The sequence below is a fragment of the Porphyrobacter sp. ULC335 genome (assembly GCF_025917005.1).
Taxonomy (GTDB): Bacteria; Pseudomonadota; Alphaproteobacteria; order Sphingomonadales; family Sphingomonadaceae; genus Erythrobacter.
In genome coordinates, this window is sequence record NZ_CP078091.1 from 249901 (window position 1) to 265406 (window position 15506).

Below are 15506 nucleotides of genomic sequence, written 5' to 3' on the forward strand. Positions count from 1 at the left end.
AATATCCTGACATCTCGCCTCACCCTTCCCGCGGTAGGAATGACAAGATCTACGATTACAACTGTCATCACTATCCGGTCAACGGCACCGTTGACACTAGTTCATCCAGTGCCAATGGTTTGCCGAGGCATCTGATGATGACTGATGCGATAGCTTGTGCCGGACCGCATTTGGCTTCCCGGAAGATTCCGGCTGGGAGTCGATAGCCGAACGGCAGTTAGCGGCTCGAAACGCGCGAAAGCTGTCCTTCGCCCTCACGCGATCCGGTGTTCACCCCTGATCCAGCGTACTGTCCCGCTCGATGCCCGCATCACCACGCTTTCGGTGGTCAGGATCACTTCGCCCGTGGGCTTGCGGCGGCGCTTTACGCCGCGCAGCAGCGAACCGTCGGTGACGCCCGTGGCCGCAAAGATGCAGTCGCCCTTGGCGAGGTCTTCCAGCTTGTAGATGCGGTTCAGGTCCTCGATGCCCCACTTGCGGGCGCGGGCCTTTTCGTCGTCGTTGCGGAACACCAGACGGCCGTTGAACTGCCCGCCGACGCAGCGCAGCGCCGCGGCCGCGAGCACGCCTTCCGGTGCGCCGCCCTGGCCCATATACATGTCGATGGTGGTTTCCTCGTCGGTCACCGCGATCACGCCGGCGACGTCGCCGTCACCGATCAGCACCACGCCGCAGCCCAGTGCGCGCAGCTCTGCAATCAGTTCGGCATGGCGCGGACGATCAAGTACGCAGACATTGATCTCTGACGGCTTCACGCCCTTGGCATTGGCGACCGCGCAGACATTCTCGGTCGCGCTCTTGGCAAGGTCGATGATGCCTTCGGGGTAGCCCGGGCCGACCGCCAGCTTGTCCATATAAACGTCAGGCGCATTGAGCAGGCAGCCTTCTTCCGCCGCCGCCAGCACGGCGAGCGCATTGGGCCCGGCCTTGGCGGTGATGGTGGTGCCTTCCAGCGGATCGAGCGCGATGTCGATCTTGGGCCCTTTGCCCATGCCGACCTTTTCGCCGATGAACAGCATCGGGGCTTCGTCACGCTCGCCCTCGCCGATTACCACGGTGCCGTCCATGTAGAGGTTGTCGAAGGCCCGGCGCATGGCTTCCACGGCCGCCGCGTCCGCCGCCTTCTCGTCGCCGCGCCCGATCAGCTGCGCCGCAGCCACCGCCGCCGCCTCGGTGACGCGCACCATTTCGAGCACGAGCACGCGCTGGATGGCGTTTTCGTCAATGCCTTGTGCGCTCGTGGCGAGCTGGGTATCGGTCGAGGAGTTCATGTGAAATTCAGCCCTCTGTTGGTCTGGTGGCCGCAAGGGTTGCAGCCACCTTTGGAATGCCCCCGGCGCTTAAGCGGATGGAGACGGGTTTGTCGAGCAATGCCACGCCTGCCCTGCCCTGTTTTCGTCACGCCCTGTCTGCGTTGACGCTGGGTTTGGCGCCTGTCTGTTTTGCGCCTCTGGCCGCACAGGATGACACCGCAGCGACAGCATCGCCTTCGCCCGCTGCCGATCCTGCCGCTACGCCTGCCCCGGCACCGGTCACCGCGCCGCCGCAGCGGATCAATGTGCTGGTCACCGTGCCGCGCGGCGAGGTCAATCAGGCGCAGCTTCAGGAATGCCGCGATGATTCCGATGCAGGCACGATCAGCGGCGAGATCGTGGTGTGCCGCGAGGTGGGGAGCGATGGCACCGGGCTGACCGGCAGCCGTGCCGAAAGCCAGAAGCGCTATGCCGAGGAAACCGCGCTGAAGGGCGCCCCGCGCGCGCCGGAGATGTTTGGCATTCCCGATAACGGCAAGGGCATCGGCTTTGGCGGGGTGCCGCCGCCAGCCCTGATGATCGATGTCGCCGCTCTGCCCAAGGCGCCCTCGGGCTCAGATGCGGACCGCATTGCGCAGGGTCTGCCGCCGCTGGGTCAGGACGGCGAATTGTCCGAGGAACAGGAAAAGGCCCGGCGCGAGGCAGCAGGGATCAAGACCACCGTGCCGCCGCGCCCGAAGAAGAAGGGCGGGTAGAGAACCGCGCGGTGATCGCCAATCTTCTCGCGGCCGCACTGCTGCTGGCGTCAGGTGCACAGCCGATGCCGTCAGCCTCGCGCCTGCCGCCCCGCCTTCCGCCTGCCACCACTGAACAGCCTGCACCCCAACGTGTGCCGATCGACCTCGGCCCCGATGCACCGGGCAGCGAACCGCCCCAGCAGATCGACATTCTCGCCGCCCCGCAAACCTCCGAAGCGGCCAATGCGGCCGAGCTCAAGGAGTGTGCCGACCAGACCGAACGCGGGGTGGTGCAGGGCGAGATCGTGGTGTGCCGCGAGCTTCCGGCTGATACCTCGCAGCTCTACAGCGGCAGCCGCGAGGCGTGGCTGAAGGACTATGCCGAGCGGACGCAGAACGCAGGCACGCTGCCGCCGCCCGATGTTGCCGGGGCGGGCATCTTCCGCGGCCCACCCACAGTGAGCGGGTTGTGCTTCATCCCGCCCTGCCCCAAGGACCCTGCGCTGATCGTCGATGTCGAAGCTATCCCGCCGCCGCCCGAGGGTTCGGACGCCGAGCGGGTGGCACAAGGCCTGCCGCCGATCGAGACAGACGATGCGCCGCTTTCGGACGAGGACCGCCGGCGGGTCGAAGCGGAGCTGGGCTTGCCTGAAAAGCCTGTGCCAGAGGAATAGCGCTTAAAGCGGCAGGATCGGCAGCACCAGCGGCTCGCCCGAGAGGCTGTCCGATCCTTCGAGCAGCGCCAGCGCCTTGGCCACGCAGCGCTCTGGCCCTTCATGCGTCACCATCGCCACCATCACCTCGCCCCCGCTTTGCGAGCGGCCCTGCTGGATGAGGCTCTCGATCGAGACGTCCCCGTCACGCAAAGCGGCGGTGAGTTCGGCGAGCACGCCGGGACGGTCCTTGACCATGAAGCGGATATAGGTGCGCTCGGTACGGTGGCCGGGTTCGGCGGGAGGCAGCGCGGCAAGCTGGCTGCTCGGGATCGAGAAGGGCGCGCCCACTTCATCGCGCGCAATGTCGATCAGGTCGGCAGCGACCGCGCTCGCCGTTGGCCCGTCGCCCGCGCCGGGACCCTGAAACAGCAGGCGGCCGGAGAAATTGCCCTCGGCCACGACCGCATTGGTCGGGCCGTCGACGGCGCTGAGCGGGTGGCCCTTGGCGACAAGGCAGGGGCGCACGCGCTGGAGCAGGCGCTGGCCCTGCGGTGTCTCCTCGACATCGGCCTCGCCGATCAGGCGGATCACAAAGCCCAGCGCATCGGCCTGCGCGATGTCGGCAGCGCGCACCTGGGTGATGCCGCTGACCCGCACGCCCGCGAAATCGACCCGCGTGCCAAAGCCGATGGCGGCAAGGATCGCCAGCTTGTGCGCCGCGTCCACACCCTCGATATCGAAGGCGGGATCAGCCTCGGCAAAGCCCAGCCTTTGCGCCTCGGCCAGCACGTCGGCGAAATCGGCGCCGGTCGCCTCCATCTCGGACAGGATGTAATTGCAGGTGCCGTTGAGGATGCCGTAAACCTTGGTGAGCGCGTTGGCCGAGGTGCCTTCGCGCAGACCCTTGATAACCGGGATGCCGCCGCCCACCGCCGCTTCGAATTTCAATGCCGCGCCCGCAGCCTCGGCCAGTTCGGCCAATTCCAGCCCGTGATGCGCGATCATCGCCTTGTTGGCGGTGACGAGGCCCTTGCCCGCACCAAAAGCTGCACGCGACAGCGCCAGCGCCGGGCCGTCCGATCCGCCGACCAGTTCCACCACCACATCCACATCATCGCGGCGGGCGAGCGCGGTCATGTCGTCTTCCCACGCGAAGCGGGCAATATCGACGCCGCGATCCTTGCCGCGGTCGCGCGCGCTCACGGCGACCACCTCGATGGCGCGACCGGCGCGCGCCGCGATCAGCTTGGCATTGGTGTCGAGCAGCCGGATCACGCCCACGCCAACGGTGCCGAGCCCGGCGATGGCAATACGTAGGGGGGCAATGGTCAAGGGTTGCGGTGTGGCGGTATCAGTCAAGCGGCCCTCCATCGGTGACGGGACCCGGCGCTTAACCGTGCAAGCCGCGCGGTCAAGCGCGGATGCGCGACATCAGCCCGTGGTGATCCGCCGCGCGCACGGCCCCAGCGCCTCGCGCACATAGGCATAGTCCCCCGCCGCCAGCCGCCGCTCGGCCGGATCGCGGGCGAGGTTGGCATTGCTGGGCAACTGCGCGGGAAGCGAACAGGCGAGGCGATACCAGCGCAGCGTTTCGGGCGCGGGCGGGCGCGCCGCCGAATCGATGATCTCGCCCCAGGACACGCCCCATTGCGGCCGCTGGCCCGGGCGGCGCAGCACGGTTATCGAGACCGGCGAGCGATTTTCGGTGGCCAGAAAGATCTGCGTCTCTGATTCGCCGGTCAAGGTGCCCTGCACCGCCAGCGCATCGCTGATCCCGGTGATGCGCGGGGGGGGCGCCCTCGCCACTGTAAAGCTCGGTCAGGATCGGGCGCAGCCGCGCTTCGAGTGCCGGCGTGTAAGCCAGCTGCGCTCCCGGTGCGACCAGCTGCACCTCACCCGCGCGGCCCGCCACAGGCTTCGCAAACAGCAGAAACTCCCGCTTTTTCAGCTTGGGCACCTTCCCCTTGGGGTCTAGCGGCACGTCCACCAGATAGGCCAGCGTCCCGCCGACGCTGCTCCGCCCGGCGATCAGCGCGGTGGTCTGCGCCTGGATATACAGCCGCGCGAATCCCGGCGCGACACCGGGCGCGCGGTCGGGCTTGAGAGCGGTTTGTTGGCGAATCTGCACCTTCAGAACCAGTGCCGCCGCGTCAGAAAGTGTCGCGAGATCGGCATAGGTCGGCACAGATGATGCGTCTTGCACAGCTGCGACTTGTGTCTGTGCCTGCGCCGCAGCAACCCCCAGCGGGAGCCCGCAAAGCGCCACCAGCGCCACCTTCAGAGTCTTGAAAAACGGCATTAATTCACCTTTAACTTATGGCCTGACCGGCGCCCTGGCGAGCGGCTTTGCCAGCGCACTTTAGCAGGGGCTATTGCACATGGCTCGCAGTGAATCCGCCCTGAACCGCAAAAGCGTTTGATCGGCTTGGGGTTGCCGGTTAAAGCCCGAGTGATTGATCGCGCGGGATTGGGGACATTGCCGCGGGAACAATTCAGGTTGCGTTCTGGTCATCCATGAGCAGAGCGTGCCAGCCGGGAAAAATTCGGGCGCAGCGCCAGCCGCACGCCCGCGTTTTCATTCCCGGCGTGGGAGGACCGAAATTACCGGGATCCGCTCGCCGGCCGCTATGGCCGAGGGGTGGGGAGTGTGCCGATCGTATGATCGGCTAGTATTTGGAGAGAAAGCGCTGGATGTCCTACGCTAGCCAACAACAAGGTTTGACCGGGCCCAAGCTTGTGTCGCTGATTATCGCGCTGTCGATCGTCGGCCTCGTGGGTACGGGTATGGTCCTGTTCCTTGCCGTCGACGCCGTGAAGGAAATGGTCGAACGTGTGACGACCGTTAACGTAGAGGAAGAGCCGCCGCCACCCGAGGAAGAGCCGCCGCCGCCGCCGGAAGATATGCCGGAGCCGACATCGCCGCCGCCGCCGGTTACTCCGCCGCAACAGCTCAACATCGCGCCCAATCCGCCGCCGGTGGAGACGCGTCAGGACATTCCGCCGCCGACCCGTACGGACACGCGGCCGACCACGAGCCCGACCGCACCTCCGGGTCCGCCGACCCCTCCGCGGGTGTCGAAGGCACGCGGCGTGCAGCCCAAGAACCAGCGTAGCTGGGCTGCCCGCATTCAGGAAAATTACCCGCGTCGTGCAGCGCAGGAAGAAATCGAAGGTACCGTGGGCGTTCGCGTCACCGTTACGGCTGATGGTCGTGCAACAGGTTGCTCGGTCACGGGTTCGAGCGGATCGGACATCCTTGATGGTGCCGCCTGCAAGGATCTCGAACGCTACGGCCGGTTCGACCCCGCATTGGATGCGGACGGCAATCCGATCAGCGCGAGCTGGTCAACCCGCATTACCTACAAGCTGAACTGACGGATCAATCGGGCTGGCGGCTCAAGGGACTTCTGGCCCGCCGGCCCTTATGACAATTCTTTCAAAAGGACTTTCGCAATGAACCTTTACCTTCTCGCTGCCGCCGCTGGTGAAGCCGCGCCCGAAAACAAGTTCGGCTTCGTCGAAGCCATGAAGGAAGGCGGCCCGGTTGCCTGGTCGATCCTCGCCATCATGATCATCATGTCTGTCGGTTCGTTCTACATCATGTTCACCAAGATGTTCGAACAGAACAAGGTGATGAAGCAGTACAAGAACGTGCAGACCCAGTTCTGGCGCACGTCGAGCCTCAAGGAAGGCGCGACCAAGCTGGACAAGGACAGCCCGTGGCGCCAGCTGGCCGACGACGCCGTGAAGGCGCAGGAAGACCACGGCAAGATGACCGACAGCCTCGAATCGCATGATTACATGCATGGTTCGCTGCAGCGTTCGGAAGATTCGATCAACGCCGTACTCTCGGGCGGTCTGTCGTTCCTCGCCACCGTCGGCGCGACCGCGCCGTTCGTCGGTCTGCTCGGCACCGTGATCGGGATCTACCGCGCGCTGATCAACATCGGCATCGCCGGTAACGCCTCGATCGACAAGGTCGCCGGCCCGGTCGGTGAAGCGCTGATCATGACCGCCATCGGTCTGCTCGTCGCTGTGCCTGCGGTGTTCGCGTTCAACTGGCTGCAGTCGCGCAACCGCAAGATCGGCGCCATGCTCAGCACCTTCTCGACCGACCTGCTCGCCTACATGAACTCGAACGGTGCGGTGAAGCCGGCGGTTCAGGGTGCAGCCCCGGCCGCCAAGCCGGCTGCAAAGCCCGCCGCCAGCCCGACCACGATCACCAAGTCCTGATCGTCATTGCCGCAAGCCGGCGGGATCGACCTTCGGGTCGCTCCCGCCGCCGGACGGCAAGCCGCATTTGCGGCGCCCGGACGGGGCAGGCATTTCAAGTCAATGTTTTGACAGGCTAGGAATTCACAATGGCGATTTCTACGGGAGGCGGGGCAGAAACCCCCATGTCCGACATCAACACCACGCCGCTGGTGGACGTGATGCTGGTGCTCCTGATCATCTTCCTCATCGCGGTTCCGGTCGCGATCCAGACGATCGAGAAGCTGGAGATTCCGGTGTTCGAATCGCTGGAATCGAAGGACAAGGTGGAAAACCTGCTGCTCACCGTCAGCACCACCGACGATGCTGGCCGTAGCGCGGGTGATCCCGGCTTTACGGGCGCATCGCGGAACGGCGAGTGCCGGATCTACTTCAACAACATCACCCCTGTCGATTCGCAGGAACTTCAGGACCAGGCGTTCAAGCGGCTTGATGCGATCGTGAAGCGCGCAGGCGGTCCCGAGGCGCTGATGGCCGATCCCGAACTGATCCCGCAGGTCCACATCCGCGGCGACGTTGAGGCCCCGTGGAAGTGCGTCGCTGGCGCTATCTTCCGCGTGCAGCTGGCGGGTTATCCGATTGTCGGGTTCATCTCGAACCCGGTCGCACCCGGCATCTGATCGTCCAGGCCAATCTAAGGAGAATACACAATGGGTATGTCCGGAGGAAAGCTTGACGGCGAACCGATGATGGAAATGAACATGACGCCGCTGATCGACGTTTTGCTCGTTCTGCTGATCATGTTCATCATTACCATTCCCGTGGCCACGCACTCGGTCGATATCGATCTGCCGCAGCCGCAACCGAATGACACGCCGCCTCCGATCGATCCGGTCAAGAACAAGCTTGTTCTGACCCCGGATGATCAGATCCTGTGGAACGGCACGGCCATCAGCGAAGGTCAGCTGGTCGAAACGCTGCGCCAGACCACCACGATGGCGGTGGAACCCGAGCTCCAGTACGAGCCCGAGGCCCTCGCCAGCTACGACCTGTCGGTCAAGGTGTTGAGGGACATCAAGGCATCGGGCGTGACCAAGTTCGGCTTCGTCGGTAACGACAAATACCGCGACTTCGCGAAGTAATAAGGCCCGCCAGGGGTGCCCTAGGGTGCCTCCAGGGGTGGCTTAGAGGGGGCGCTGCGAGGTTTCGCGGCGCCCCTTTTGCTTGGCAGGGGTAGGCTTTCCCTCACTGCCAATGTTTCACGTGAAACATTTCATGAACATCGGGCGGCGCTGGCAAAGGGTTGCGATCCCCGTACCGGTACGCGTTAGGCAACCTGCTCTTTTTGCGATATTCTTGCCGCATCAGCGCGGCCGCCGTCCCGGGCTCGTCCGGTTGGGGCCGCCCTGAGCAGGGAGATCGACCATGCCGCACACCGTGACCCGCCCCAATCTCTACGCCCGCCGCCTGCCGATTGCCGAGATGAACGTGACCCCCTTCATCGACGTGCTGCTGGTGCTGCTGATCATGCTGATCCTCGCGATACCCATGCCCACCAATGTCACCCCGGTCGACCTCCCCGCCGATACCGCGCGGCTTCCCGTGCTCGAGAGCAATGCGATCACCATCGACGCGAATGACCGCCTGTCATGGAACGGCGTGCCGGTTTCGGCCGAGGAACTGCGCGCGCAAGTCTCCGCTGCAAGCGCGCTCAAGGTATCCCCGGTGCTGCGCTTCGAACCCGACGCACTCGCCAGCTACGACACCGCCGCCCGCACCATCGCCCTGATCCGCGAGGAGGGCGCGGAAAGCTTCACCTTCATCGGCAACGAGAAGCACCGGAACTTCTGACAGCCGGGCCCGCTGGAGGGGGACGCTAATCCCCCTCCAGCGGCACATCCGGTCGCATCGCCGCGGCGATCAGCCCCTCAGCTTCGAGCAGCAGTTCGTCATCCACCGCACCCTGCGGCACGGCCTCGCGCCCGATCATCGTCATGACCGGCACCGCGAGCGGCGACACGCGGTCGAGGGTGACATGGACCAGCTCGCGCTGGGACCGCTCCAGCAGGTCGGCGAGGCGGCCCACATCGGTCATCCGCGCCCGGGCATCGGCCCAGGCGGCCTCGATCAGCACATGATCGGGCTCGTACTTCCTCAGCACATCGTAGATCAGGTCGGTCGAGAAGGTCACCTGCTTGCCGGTCTTCTTCTGCCCCGGGTGCTGGCGTTCGACGAGGCCCGAGATCACCGCCACTTCGCGGAACGCGCGGCGTAGCAGGTGGCTTTCGGTCACCCACTCGACGAACTCCCCCGTCAGAATATCGGGAGACAAGAGTGGCGCGGGGTTCTCCACGGGCTTCAGTCCCCACACCGCAAGGCAATAGTCGTTCGCCACGAACCCGCCCGGCAATAGCCCGCGATCCTCCATCCGGCGGGTGATCAGCATCCCCAACGACTGGTTCGCGTTCCAGCCCTCAAAGGTGTAATAGGCGGTGTAGTGCTTGCCCCCGTGGGGGAAGCTTTCGACCAGCAGCTCGCCGGGCGCAGGAAGCCGCGAGCGGTAGTCCTGCATCTCCAGCCATTCGCGCACATCATCGGGGAAGCGCCCCCAGCCGGCCCGGTCGGCAAGCAGCGCCTGCACGCGGGTGGAGAGGTGGGTGGTCAGCGGCAGGCGCAGCCCGCCATAGGAGGGGATGGTGGCGCTCTTCTTGGCGGCGCGCACCACGACGTCCATGTCCTTCACGCCTTCGACCTCAAGGCTCATGCCCGCAAAGAAGAAGGTGTCTCCGGGGGAGAGCTGCGCGGCGAAACGCTCCTCGACCTTGCCGAGGCTGCGACCGTTTTTGAAGCGCACGGTGAGCATCTCGGAATCGACGATGATCCCGGCATTCATCCGGTGGCGCTGCGCCTGATTGGGGTGGGCCAGCCGCCACACGCCGTCCTTGCCGCGCACGATCCGCTGGAAGCGGTCATAGGCCTTGAGCGCGTAGCCCCCGTTCGAGACGAACCCCAGCACCCGCGCAAAGGTTTCCGCATCGACCCAGCTATAGGCAAGGCTGCTGCGCACCTCGGCCAGCAGCGCGGCCTCGTGGAACGGTGCAGCGCAGGCGCAGGCCATCACGTGCTGGGCGAGCACATCAAGGCTACCGGGGCGGAAGGCCTCGCCATCGCGCTGGCCCTCGTCGACCGCCTGTTTTGCGGCAGTGGCTTCGAGGAATTCGAAGCGATTGCCCGGCACCAGAACCGCGCGGCTTGGCGTGTCGAGCCGGTGCCCGGCCCGCCCGATCCGCTGGAGCAGCCGCGACGAACCCTTGGGCGCGCCCATCTGCACGACGAGATCGATATCACCCCAGTCGATCCCCAGATCGAGGCTGGCGGTGCAGACCAATGCGCGCAATTCCCCCCGCGCCATCGCCTCTTCGACCTTGCGGCGCGCTTCGGTGGAAAGGCTGCCGTGGTGGATACCGATAGGCAGGTGATCCTCGTTTTCCTCCCACAAGCACTGGAAGATAAACTCGGCGAGGAAGCGTGTGTTGGTGAAGACCAGCGTGGTGCGGTTGGCCTTGATCGCCTCGTAAAGCTGCGGGACGGCCCAGCGCCCCGCGTGCCCGCCCCAGGGGATACGTTCTTCGATGGGGAGCAGGATCTCGACCTCGGGATCGGCCCCCTCCTCGCCCAGCACCAGCGCGGCTGCAGCGATTTCGCCGCTCTCGCCGGTTTGCGGGGCGAGCCATTCCTGAAAGTCGCGGGGGTTTGCCAGCGTGGCGGAAAGGGCAACCCGCTGCGCCTGCGGTGCCAAAGCGTGGAGCCGCGCGAGGCTCAGCGCCAGCAGATCGCCGCGCTTGTCGGTGGCGAAGGCGTGGACCTCGTCGATGACGATGCGTTTCAGCCCCGCGAACAGATCGGCGCTCTCGGGATAGGAGAGCAGCAGCGAGAGGCTTTCGGGCGTGGTCAGCAGGATATGCGGCGGGCGTTCTCGCTGGCGTTTCTTGCGATCGGACGGGGTGTCGCCGCTGCGGGTCTCGACCCGGATTGGCAGGCCGACCTCCTCGATCGGGGTCAGCAGGTTGCGCTTCACGTCCTGCGCCAGCGCCTTCAGCGGCGATATGTAGAGCGTGTGCAGGCCTTCGGGCGGCGGCGTATCACTCGCAAAGTCGCACAGGGTCGGCAGGAAGCCCGCGAGCGTCTTGCCCGCGCCGGTGTCCGCCACGAGCAGCGCATGATCGCCTGCACGCGCCTTCTCCAGCATCTCCCACTGGTGCCGCCGCACCCGCCACCCGCGTGCATCGAACCACGCGGCGATTTCGGGCGGGAGCGCTGCGCTGGCAGGATCGGCAGGGGTCACGTCAGCCATGTGGGCGCTAACCCCCGCCCCGGCAAGCCTCGCGCGGGTTACTCCGAAACGGGCTCGGGCAGCATTTCCCTGATCTGGGCAGCGCTCATGCCAGTTAGCGCAACGACGCGCGCCTGTTCCGCCTTGGACAGCGCATCGAAGCCGCGCTTGGCGGGCAGGTCTGCACCGGCCGCTGCCATCTTCTGCTCCATGCTGCCAAAGGCGCCCATCAGCTGCGGGAGGGACTCCATGGTCGCCCCGATGATGCGCGGATCGCTCGACATGGCGTAACTCTTGCGGGCATAGGCGGCGCCGGTTTCGGTCATGAAGAACGCCTCGATATCGTCGAGCTCGGTCTGGTTGAAATTGATCGCGTAAAGCTCGGACATGGCCTTGCGCATGGTGGGTTCCATGACGGTCATCATGTCGCGCATCAACCCCGGCATCAGTGCCATTTCGCGCTGGTGCCGTTCGGCATAGGCGGGATCGAACAGCGCGGCGAGTTCGGCGATCTGCTCTTCGGAAAGATCGAGATCGCCAGGGCTGATGCCAATACCCTTTTGGACCACGCTATTCGCCGGAGATTCGGTCGCGGCCATGATCGGGCCCATGATCTTGTCGAACATGCTGCCCATCATTTCGCCCAGCGTTCCTTCGGGGATCATGCGATTGATCACCCGCTGCGCCTGCGGCAGGCGGGCCTGCTGTTCTTCGGTGAGCGGCTCGGCCGGGAACATGCTGCCCAGCATCGCCATCGTCTGATCCATTTCCTCGCCTTCGGGCGAGACGGCTTCCACTGGCGGAGGGCTGTCCTGCGCGGCGACAGCAGCCGGAACGGCGAGCAGCGAAAGCGCCGAAGCAGCCAGCAGAATTCTGAATTTCATATGCGAGTCTCCCCTGAACATCACGCGATGATGCCCGCTCGTCGTCGGGCTTGCCAGCCCCATTCGCAAGGAGGTCAAAGGGGTCAGAGCCCCTTCATCACATCCTTGGGCACCGGCCGCGATGATGCGCGCGCGGCCTCGATCAGCGATGCCTCGGCGGTGCAGCGGTCGGCGCTTTCGGGATCGGTCAGTGCAGCGACCATCCGCTTTTCGGGCAGCCCGCTGCGCTTGATCACATCCTCGACCAGCCAGCCGGGAATGCTGTACCGGAACTCCCCGCTCTCGACCCTCTGGCCCAGCAGCTTTGCGTCGAGCAATTGCCGCAGCAATGCCCGCTCCCGGTCCCGTTCCTTGCCGGTCAGGTCGAGATCAATGCCGAGGAACTTCGCCGTCATCACCTCGCGGCACACGGCATCCGATTGGCGGCGGGCGGCGGTCATCCACAGGCTCTTGAGATCGGCGCGCACGGCAAGATTGGCCTCATCGGCAGATGTGGCCGAGGCAATCGCCTTCATCCGGACATAGGCCAGCAGCGCGCCCTTGGCCTGCGCGGGGAAGGCCACCAGCGGGTCCAGCTGATCGGCGAAGGCTGGATCGGCGGCGCGAACTTGTGTGATGCCCACACCCTCGCCGAAGACCTCGGCGATCTGCGCGTCGATCTCCTCGGCGCTTGGCGCGGCCTCGATAACCGGCGGAGCGGAATTTCGGTCCTTCCATTCCAGCGCGTCGGCCACGAAGCCGAGCACCATGATCACGCAAAACGCAACAACGATACCGCGCACGATCCGCGGCACGAGCCCACCCGGATTGCCCTCAAGCGAGCCCTGCTTGTCCCACGAGGCGACCCGTTCGGAATCGAGATGGCTTTCCAGTTCGGGATAGCGCTGGCGGATGCCGGTCAAAAGCTTGTCGACCTCAAGCCGCTTGACCCGCAGCCGGTCCAGCACCCCCGCCTTCCCCGGCCGGGAAAGTTCCACCCACGCCTTGTGCAGCGGATGGCCGGGCTGCTGCACCTTCTCGTGGAAGCGCATCCCCTTGAGGCGATCATTGAGGAAGCGCAGCGCCGCGCGTTCGTCCAGCGCGCCGGCCTCGTCGATCCAGTGGAAGGCGGCATTGGCGGGTTCAACAAACGGCGCCGAGCGCGGCCAGGTGCGCGCGAAGAGATCGGCGAGCCCGCTGTCGAGCGCGTCATGCTCTTCAAGATCGGCTTCCTCGGCCCGCGCGATCAGCGTGTGCAACGCGGCGAGACCATCGTCCAGCTCGGCGTGGGTGACCGCCTCGTCGCTCGGATCACCATCAGGGTAGAGCACGTCTAGCAGCCGGTTCCACGCGGCCTGCGCGCGAACCTGAGCCTCGCTCAGTTCGGATGTGGGAGCAGGTGTGGGTGCGGATGAGGGTGCGGGTGTGGGTGTGGACGGAGCCGGAACTGGGCGCTGGATGCCCGGCGCAATGTCCCATGCGCCATCATCATCGTCCCAATCGTCCGCGTCGTCGTCCCAGTCGCCGAGGCCGAGATCATCCTCCTCAGCCTCGCCGCGTTGGCTCTGTGCCGCCAGCCACAGCGCCTGATCGCGTGCGCGGCGCAGCTCGGCATAGCCGGCGATGTCCTCATCGACATTGGTCGCGCGCAACGCGTCGGCATAGGCCTTGCGGATCGCCCCGGTATCGCTGGTCTCGTCGATCCCGAGGCGGTTCCAGGGGAAGCGGCGGCTCATAGCGGGGAGTGGGCGTCGACCTCGTCGAGCAACCGCCCCAGCCCTTCGCGCGCGTCGGCGATGATGCGCGGGTCCTGCTTGTCGAGCGCGCCCTGAAACTCGGTCAGCGCTTGCCCGATGAAGTCGCGGACATGGCCGGTGAAGCCCTCATAGGCCCGCTCAGCTCGCGCCAGCATGGCAACATTCTCGGCCTCGTCGCGCGGATGGACCTTCAGCTTTTCGAGCAGCTTGCGGCGGCCCTCGATATCCTTCTGGGTGCGCCGGTCTTCCTCGTCGACAATCACCAGATTGCGCGTCAATCCGGTCTCGGGCACCGCAACATCGACTTCGAGCAGCCCGCTGGTGTCATAGGTGAACCGCACATCCACCCCGATCTCGCCTGCCGGGCGCGGCGGCACGGGCACGGTCAGCTCGCCCAGCTTGACGTTCTTTTTCACGTCGCGCGCTTCGCCCTGATAGATCGCGAAGACCACTTGCCGCTGGTTGTCGGCAAGGGTGCGGAACCCCTCCATCCGGCTGACCGGCACGGGGGTGTTGCGCTCGATGATCGGCGCGAAAATGTCATCATGATACCGCCCGTGCTGGTCGCGGGTCGCGGTGTTGACGCCCAGCGTGAAGGGCGCGACGTCGGTGATGCGGATCTCCTCGAGCCCGTCCCCGCCCGACAGCAGCCCCGCCTGGATCGCAGCCCCCAGCGCGACGGCGTGATCGGGGTGAACGGTGGCGTTGGGGAAGCGCCCGAACATCCGGGTGAGCGCCTTGCGCACCACCGGCATTCGCGTCGCCCCGCCGACCAGCACGATGTCCGACAGGCTCTTCACGTCGATATGGCAATCGCGCAGCGCCCGGATCACCGGATCGCGCAGGCGTTTGACGAGAGCGGCAGCGGCTTCCTCGAAAGCCTCGGTCGTGACGCGCGCGGTCAGTGCCGTATCATCCGCAACCACGGTGAAATCGGCCTCCTCGGCGCTGGAAAGCGCGCGGCGGGTGCGTTCCGCCGCAAGCGTCAGCAGCGCGCGGCGGCGGTCCGCGGGAAGGGTGTCGAGCGCGCCGGCGGGCAGCATCGGTTCGACCAGCTTGACCAGCACATCGTCGAAATCATCGCCGCCCAAGCGGTTGTCGCCGGCCGAGGCGCGCACCTCGACAATGCCTTCGAACATCTCGACAATCGAGACGTCGAACGTGCCGCCGCCCAGATCGAAGACGAGGAAGGGCTCGCGGTCGCCCCGGTCGGTCAGCCCGAAAGCGAGTGCGGCGGCGGTCGGTTCGTTGATGAGGCGCTTGACCTCAAGCCCCGCAATCTCTCCTGCGCGACGGGTGGCGCGGCGCTGGCGCTCGTTGAAATAGGCTGGAACCGTGATGACCGCCGCGGTGGGCCGTTCGCCCGTCGCCGCCTCGACATCATCGGCAAGACTGCGCAGGACCATCGCCGATAGGTCCTCGGGCGTCAGCGTGGTGCCTGCCAAGGTGACGGTGCTCGCCGTCCCCATCATCCGTTTGAAGCTGGTAGCCGTGTCCGCCGGATGGGTCGCCATCCGGTCAAGCGCGGCTTGCCCCACCCAGCTCTGCCCGCCTTTGGCGAGGCTGACAGCGGAAGGGGTCAGCTCCTTGCCCAAGGCATTGGGCACAAGCTGCGGCGCACCGTCCTGCCAAAGCGCCACGGCGCTGTTGGTGGTGCCAAGATCAATCCCGACAAGCATTGAAGCCGTCATAGCG

At 65.7% G+C, this 15506-nt stretch carries 14 protein-coding genes; 7 read left to right on the forward strand and 7 right to left on the reverse strand.

Translation table 11 applies throughout. The annotated features are described in order from the left end of the window. Positions 1 to 254 precede the first annotated feature (254 nt). Positions 255 to 1271, reverse strand: a complete 1017-nt coding sequence (gene glpX / locus KVF90_RS01160; protein ID WP_264393026.1) for a class II fructose-bisphosphatase — start codon at positions 1269 to 1271, stop codon at positions 255 to 257. Between the two features lie 56 nt (positions 1272 to 1327). On the opposite strand from glpX, the gene KVF90_RS01165 reads away from it, so the two are divergent. Together KVF90_RS01165 and KVF90_RS01170 are read left to right on the forward strand one after the other, a co-directional pair. Next, complete coding sequence (locus KVF90_RS01165) at positions 1328 to 2008, forward strand: hypothetical protein (RefSeq protein WP_264393027.1); 681 nt, start codon at positions 1328 to 1330, stop codon at positions 2006 to 2008. 11 nt (positions 2009 to 2019) lie between these two features. Next, positions 2020 to 2664 (forward strand): hypothetical protein, encoded by a 645-nt coding sequence (locus tag KVF90_RS01170; RefSeq protein ID WP_264393028.1) that lies wholly within the window; start codon positions 2020 to 2022, stop codon positions 2662 to 2664. Positions 2665 to 2667: 3 nt separating this feature from the next. Here the strand turns inward: KVF90_RS01170 and KVF90_RS01175 are convergent, their stop codons facing one another. Together KVF90_RS01175 and KVF90_RS01180 are read right to left on the reverse strand one after the other, a co-directional pair. After that, entirely contained in the window at positions 2668 to 4005 is a 1338-nt protein-coding gene (locus KVF90_RS01175) for a homoserine dehydrogenase (protein ID WP_264393029.1), read from the reverse strand. 72 nt (positions 4006 to 4077) lie between these two features. After that, the gene (locus KVF90_RS01180) at positions 4078 to 4452 is read right to left on the reverse strand and encodes a hypothetical protein (RefSeq protein WP_264393030.1); all 375 of its coding nucleotides are present in this window, start codon (positions 4450 to 4452) and stop codon (positions 4078 to 4080) included. A gap of 885 nt (positions 4453 to 5337) precedes the next feature. Here KVF90_RS01180 and KVF90_RS01185 point away from each other — a divergent pair. From KVF90_RS01185 to KVF90_RS01205, 5 genes are all read left to right on the forward strand, one after another. Continuing rightward, on the forward strand, positions 5338 to 6021 hold the full coding sequence (locus KVF90_RS01185) for an energy transducer TonB (RefSeq protein WP_264393031.1): 684 nt from the start codon (positions 5338 to 5340) through the stop codon (positions 6019 to 6021). A gap of 78 nt (positions 6022 to 6099) precedes the next feature. Continuing rightward, positions 6100 to 6879, forward strand: coding sequence for a MotA/TolQ/ExbB proton channel family protein (locus tag KVF90_RS01190; protein ID WP_264393032.1), 780 nt, complete (start codon positions 6100 to 6102; stop codon positions 6877 to 6879). A gap of 128 nt (positions 6880 to 7007) precedes the next feature. Further along, entirely contained in the window at positions 7008 to 7538 is a 531-nt protein-coding gene (locus KVF90_RS01195; RefSeq protein ID WP_264393033.1) for an ExbD/TolR family protein, read from the forward strand. Between the two features lie 30 nt (positions 7539 to 7568). Next, the gene (locus tag KVF90_RS01200) at positions 7569 to 8000 is read left to right on the forward strand and encodes an ExbD/TolR family protein (RefSeq protein WP_264393034.1); all 432 of its coding nucleotides are present in this window, start codon (positions 7569 to 7571) and stop codon (positions 7998 to 8000) included. A gap of 283 nt (positions 8001 to 8283) precedes the next feature. Then, on the forward strand, positions 8284 to 8709 hold the full coding sequence (locus tag KVF90_RS01205) for an ExbD/TolR family protein (protein WP_264393035.1): 426 nt from the start codon (positions 8284 to 8286) through the stop codon (positions 8707 to 8709). A 25-nt stretch (positions 8710 to 8734) separates the two neighbouring features. On the opposite strand, the gene KVF90_RS01210 is transcribed toward KVF90_RS01205, so the two are convergent. From KVF90_RS01210 to KVF90_RS01225, 4 genes are all read right to left on the reverse strand, one after another. Next, positions 8735 to 11212 carry a ligase-associated DNA damage response DEXH box helicase gene (locus KVF90_RS01210; protein WP_264393036.1) on the reverse strand — a complete coding sequence of 826 codons (2478 nt, stop codon included), beginning with the start codon at positions 11210 to 11212 and terminating at the stop codon, positions 8735 to 8737. A 38-nt stretch (positions 11213 to 11250) separates the two neighbouring features. Next, positions 11251 to 12075, reverse strand: coding sequence for a DUF2059 domain-containing protein (locus tag KVF90_RS01215; protein WP_264393037.1), 825 nt, complete (start codon positions 12073 to 12075; stop codon positions 11251 to 11253). A gap of 83 nt (positions 12076 to 12158) precedes the next feature. Beyond that, the gene (locus tag KVF90_RS01220; protein ID WP_264393038.1) at positions 12159 to 13790 is read right to left on the reverse strand and encodes a hypothetical protein; all 1632 of its coding nucleotides are present in this window, start codon (positions 13788 to 13790) and stop codon (positions 12159 to 12161) included. Beyond that, complete coding sequence (locus tag KVF90_RS01225; RefSeq protein WP_319641042.1) at positions 13787 to 15502, reverse strand: Hsp70 family protein; 1716 nt, start codon at positions 15500 to 15502, stop codon at positions 13787 to 13789. Before KVF90_RS01225 ends, KVF90_RS01220 begins: the two co-directional genes overlap by 4 nt. Positions 15503 to 15506 lie beyond the last annotated feature (4 nt).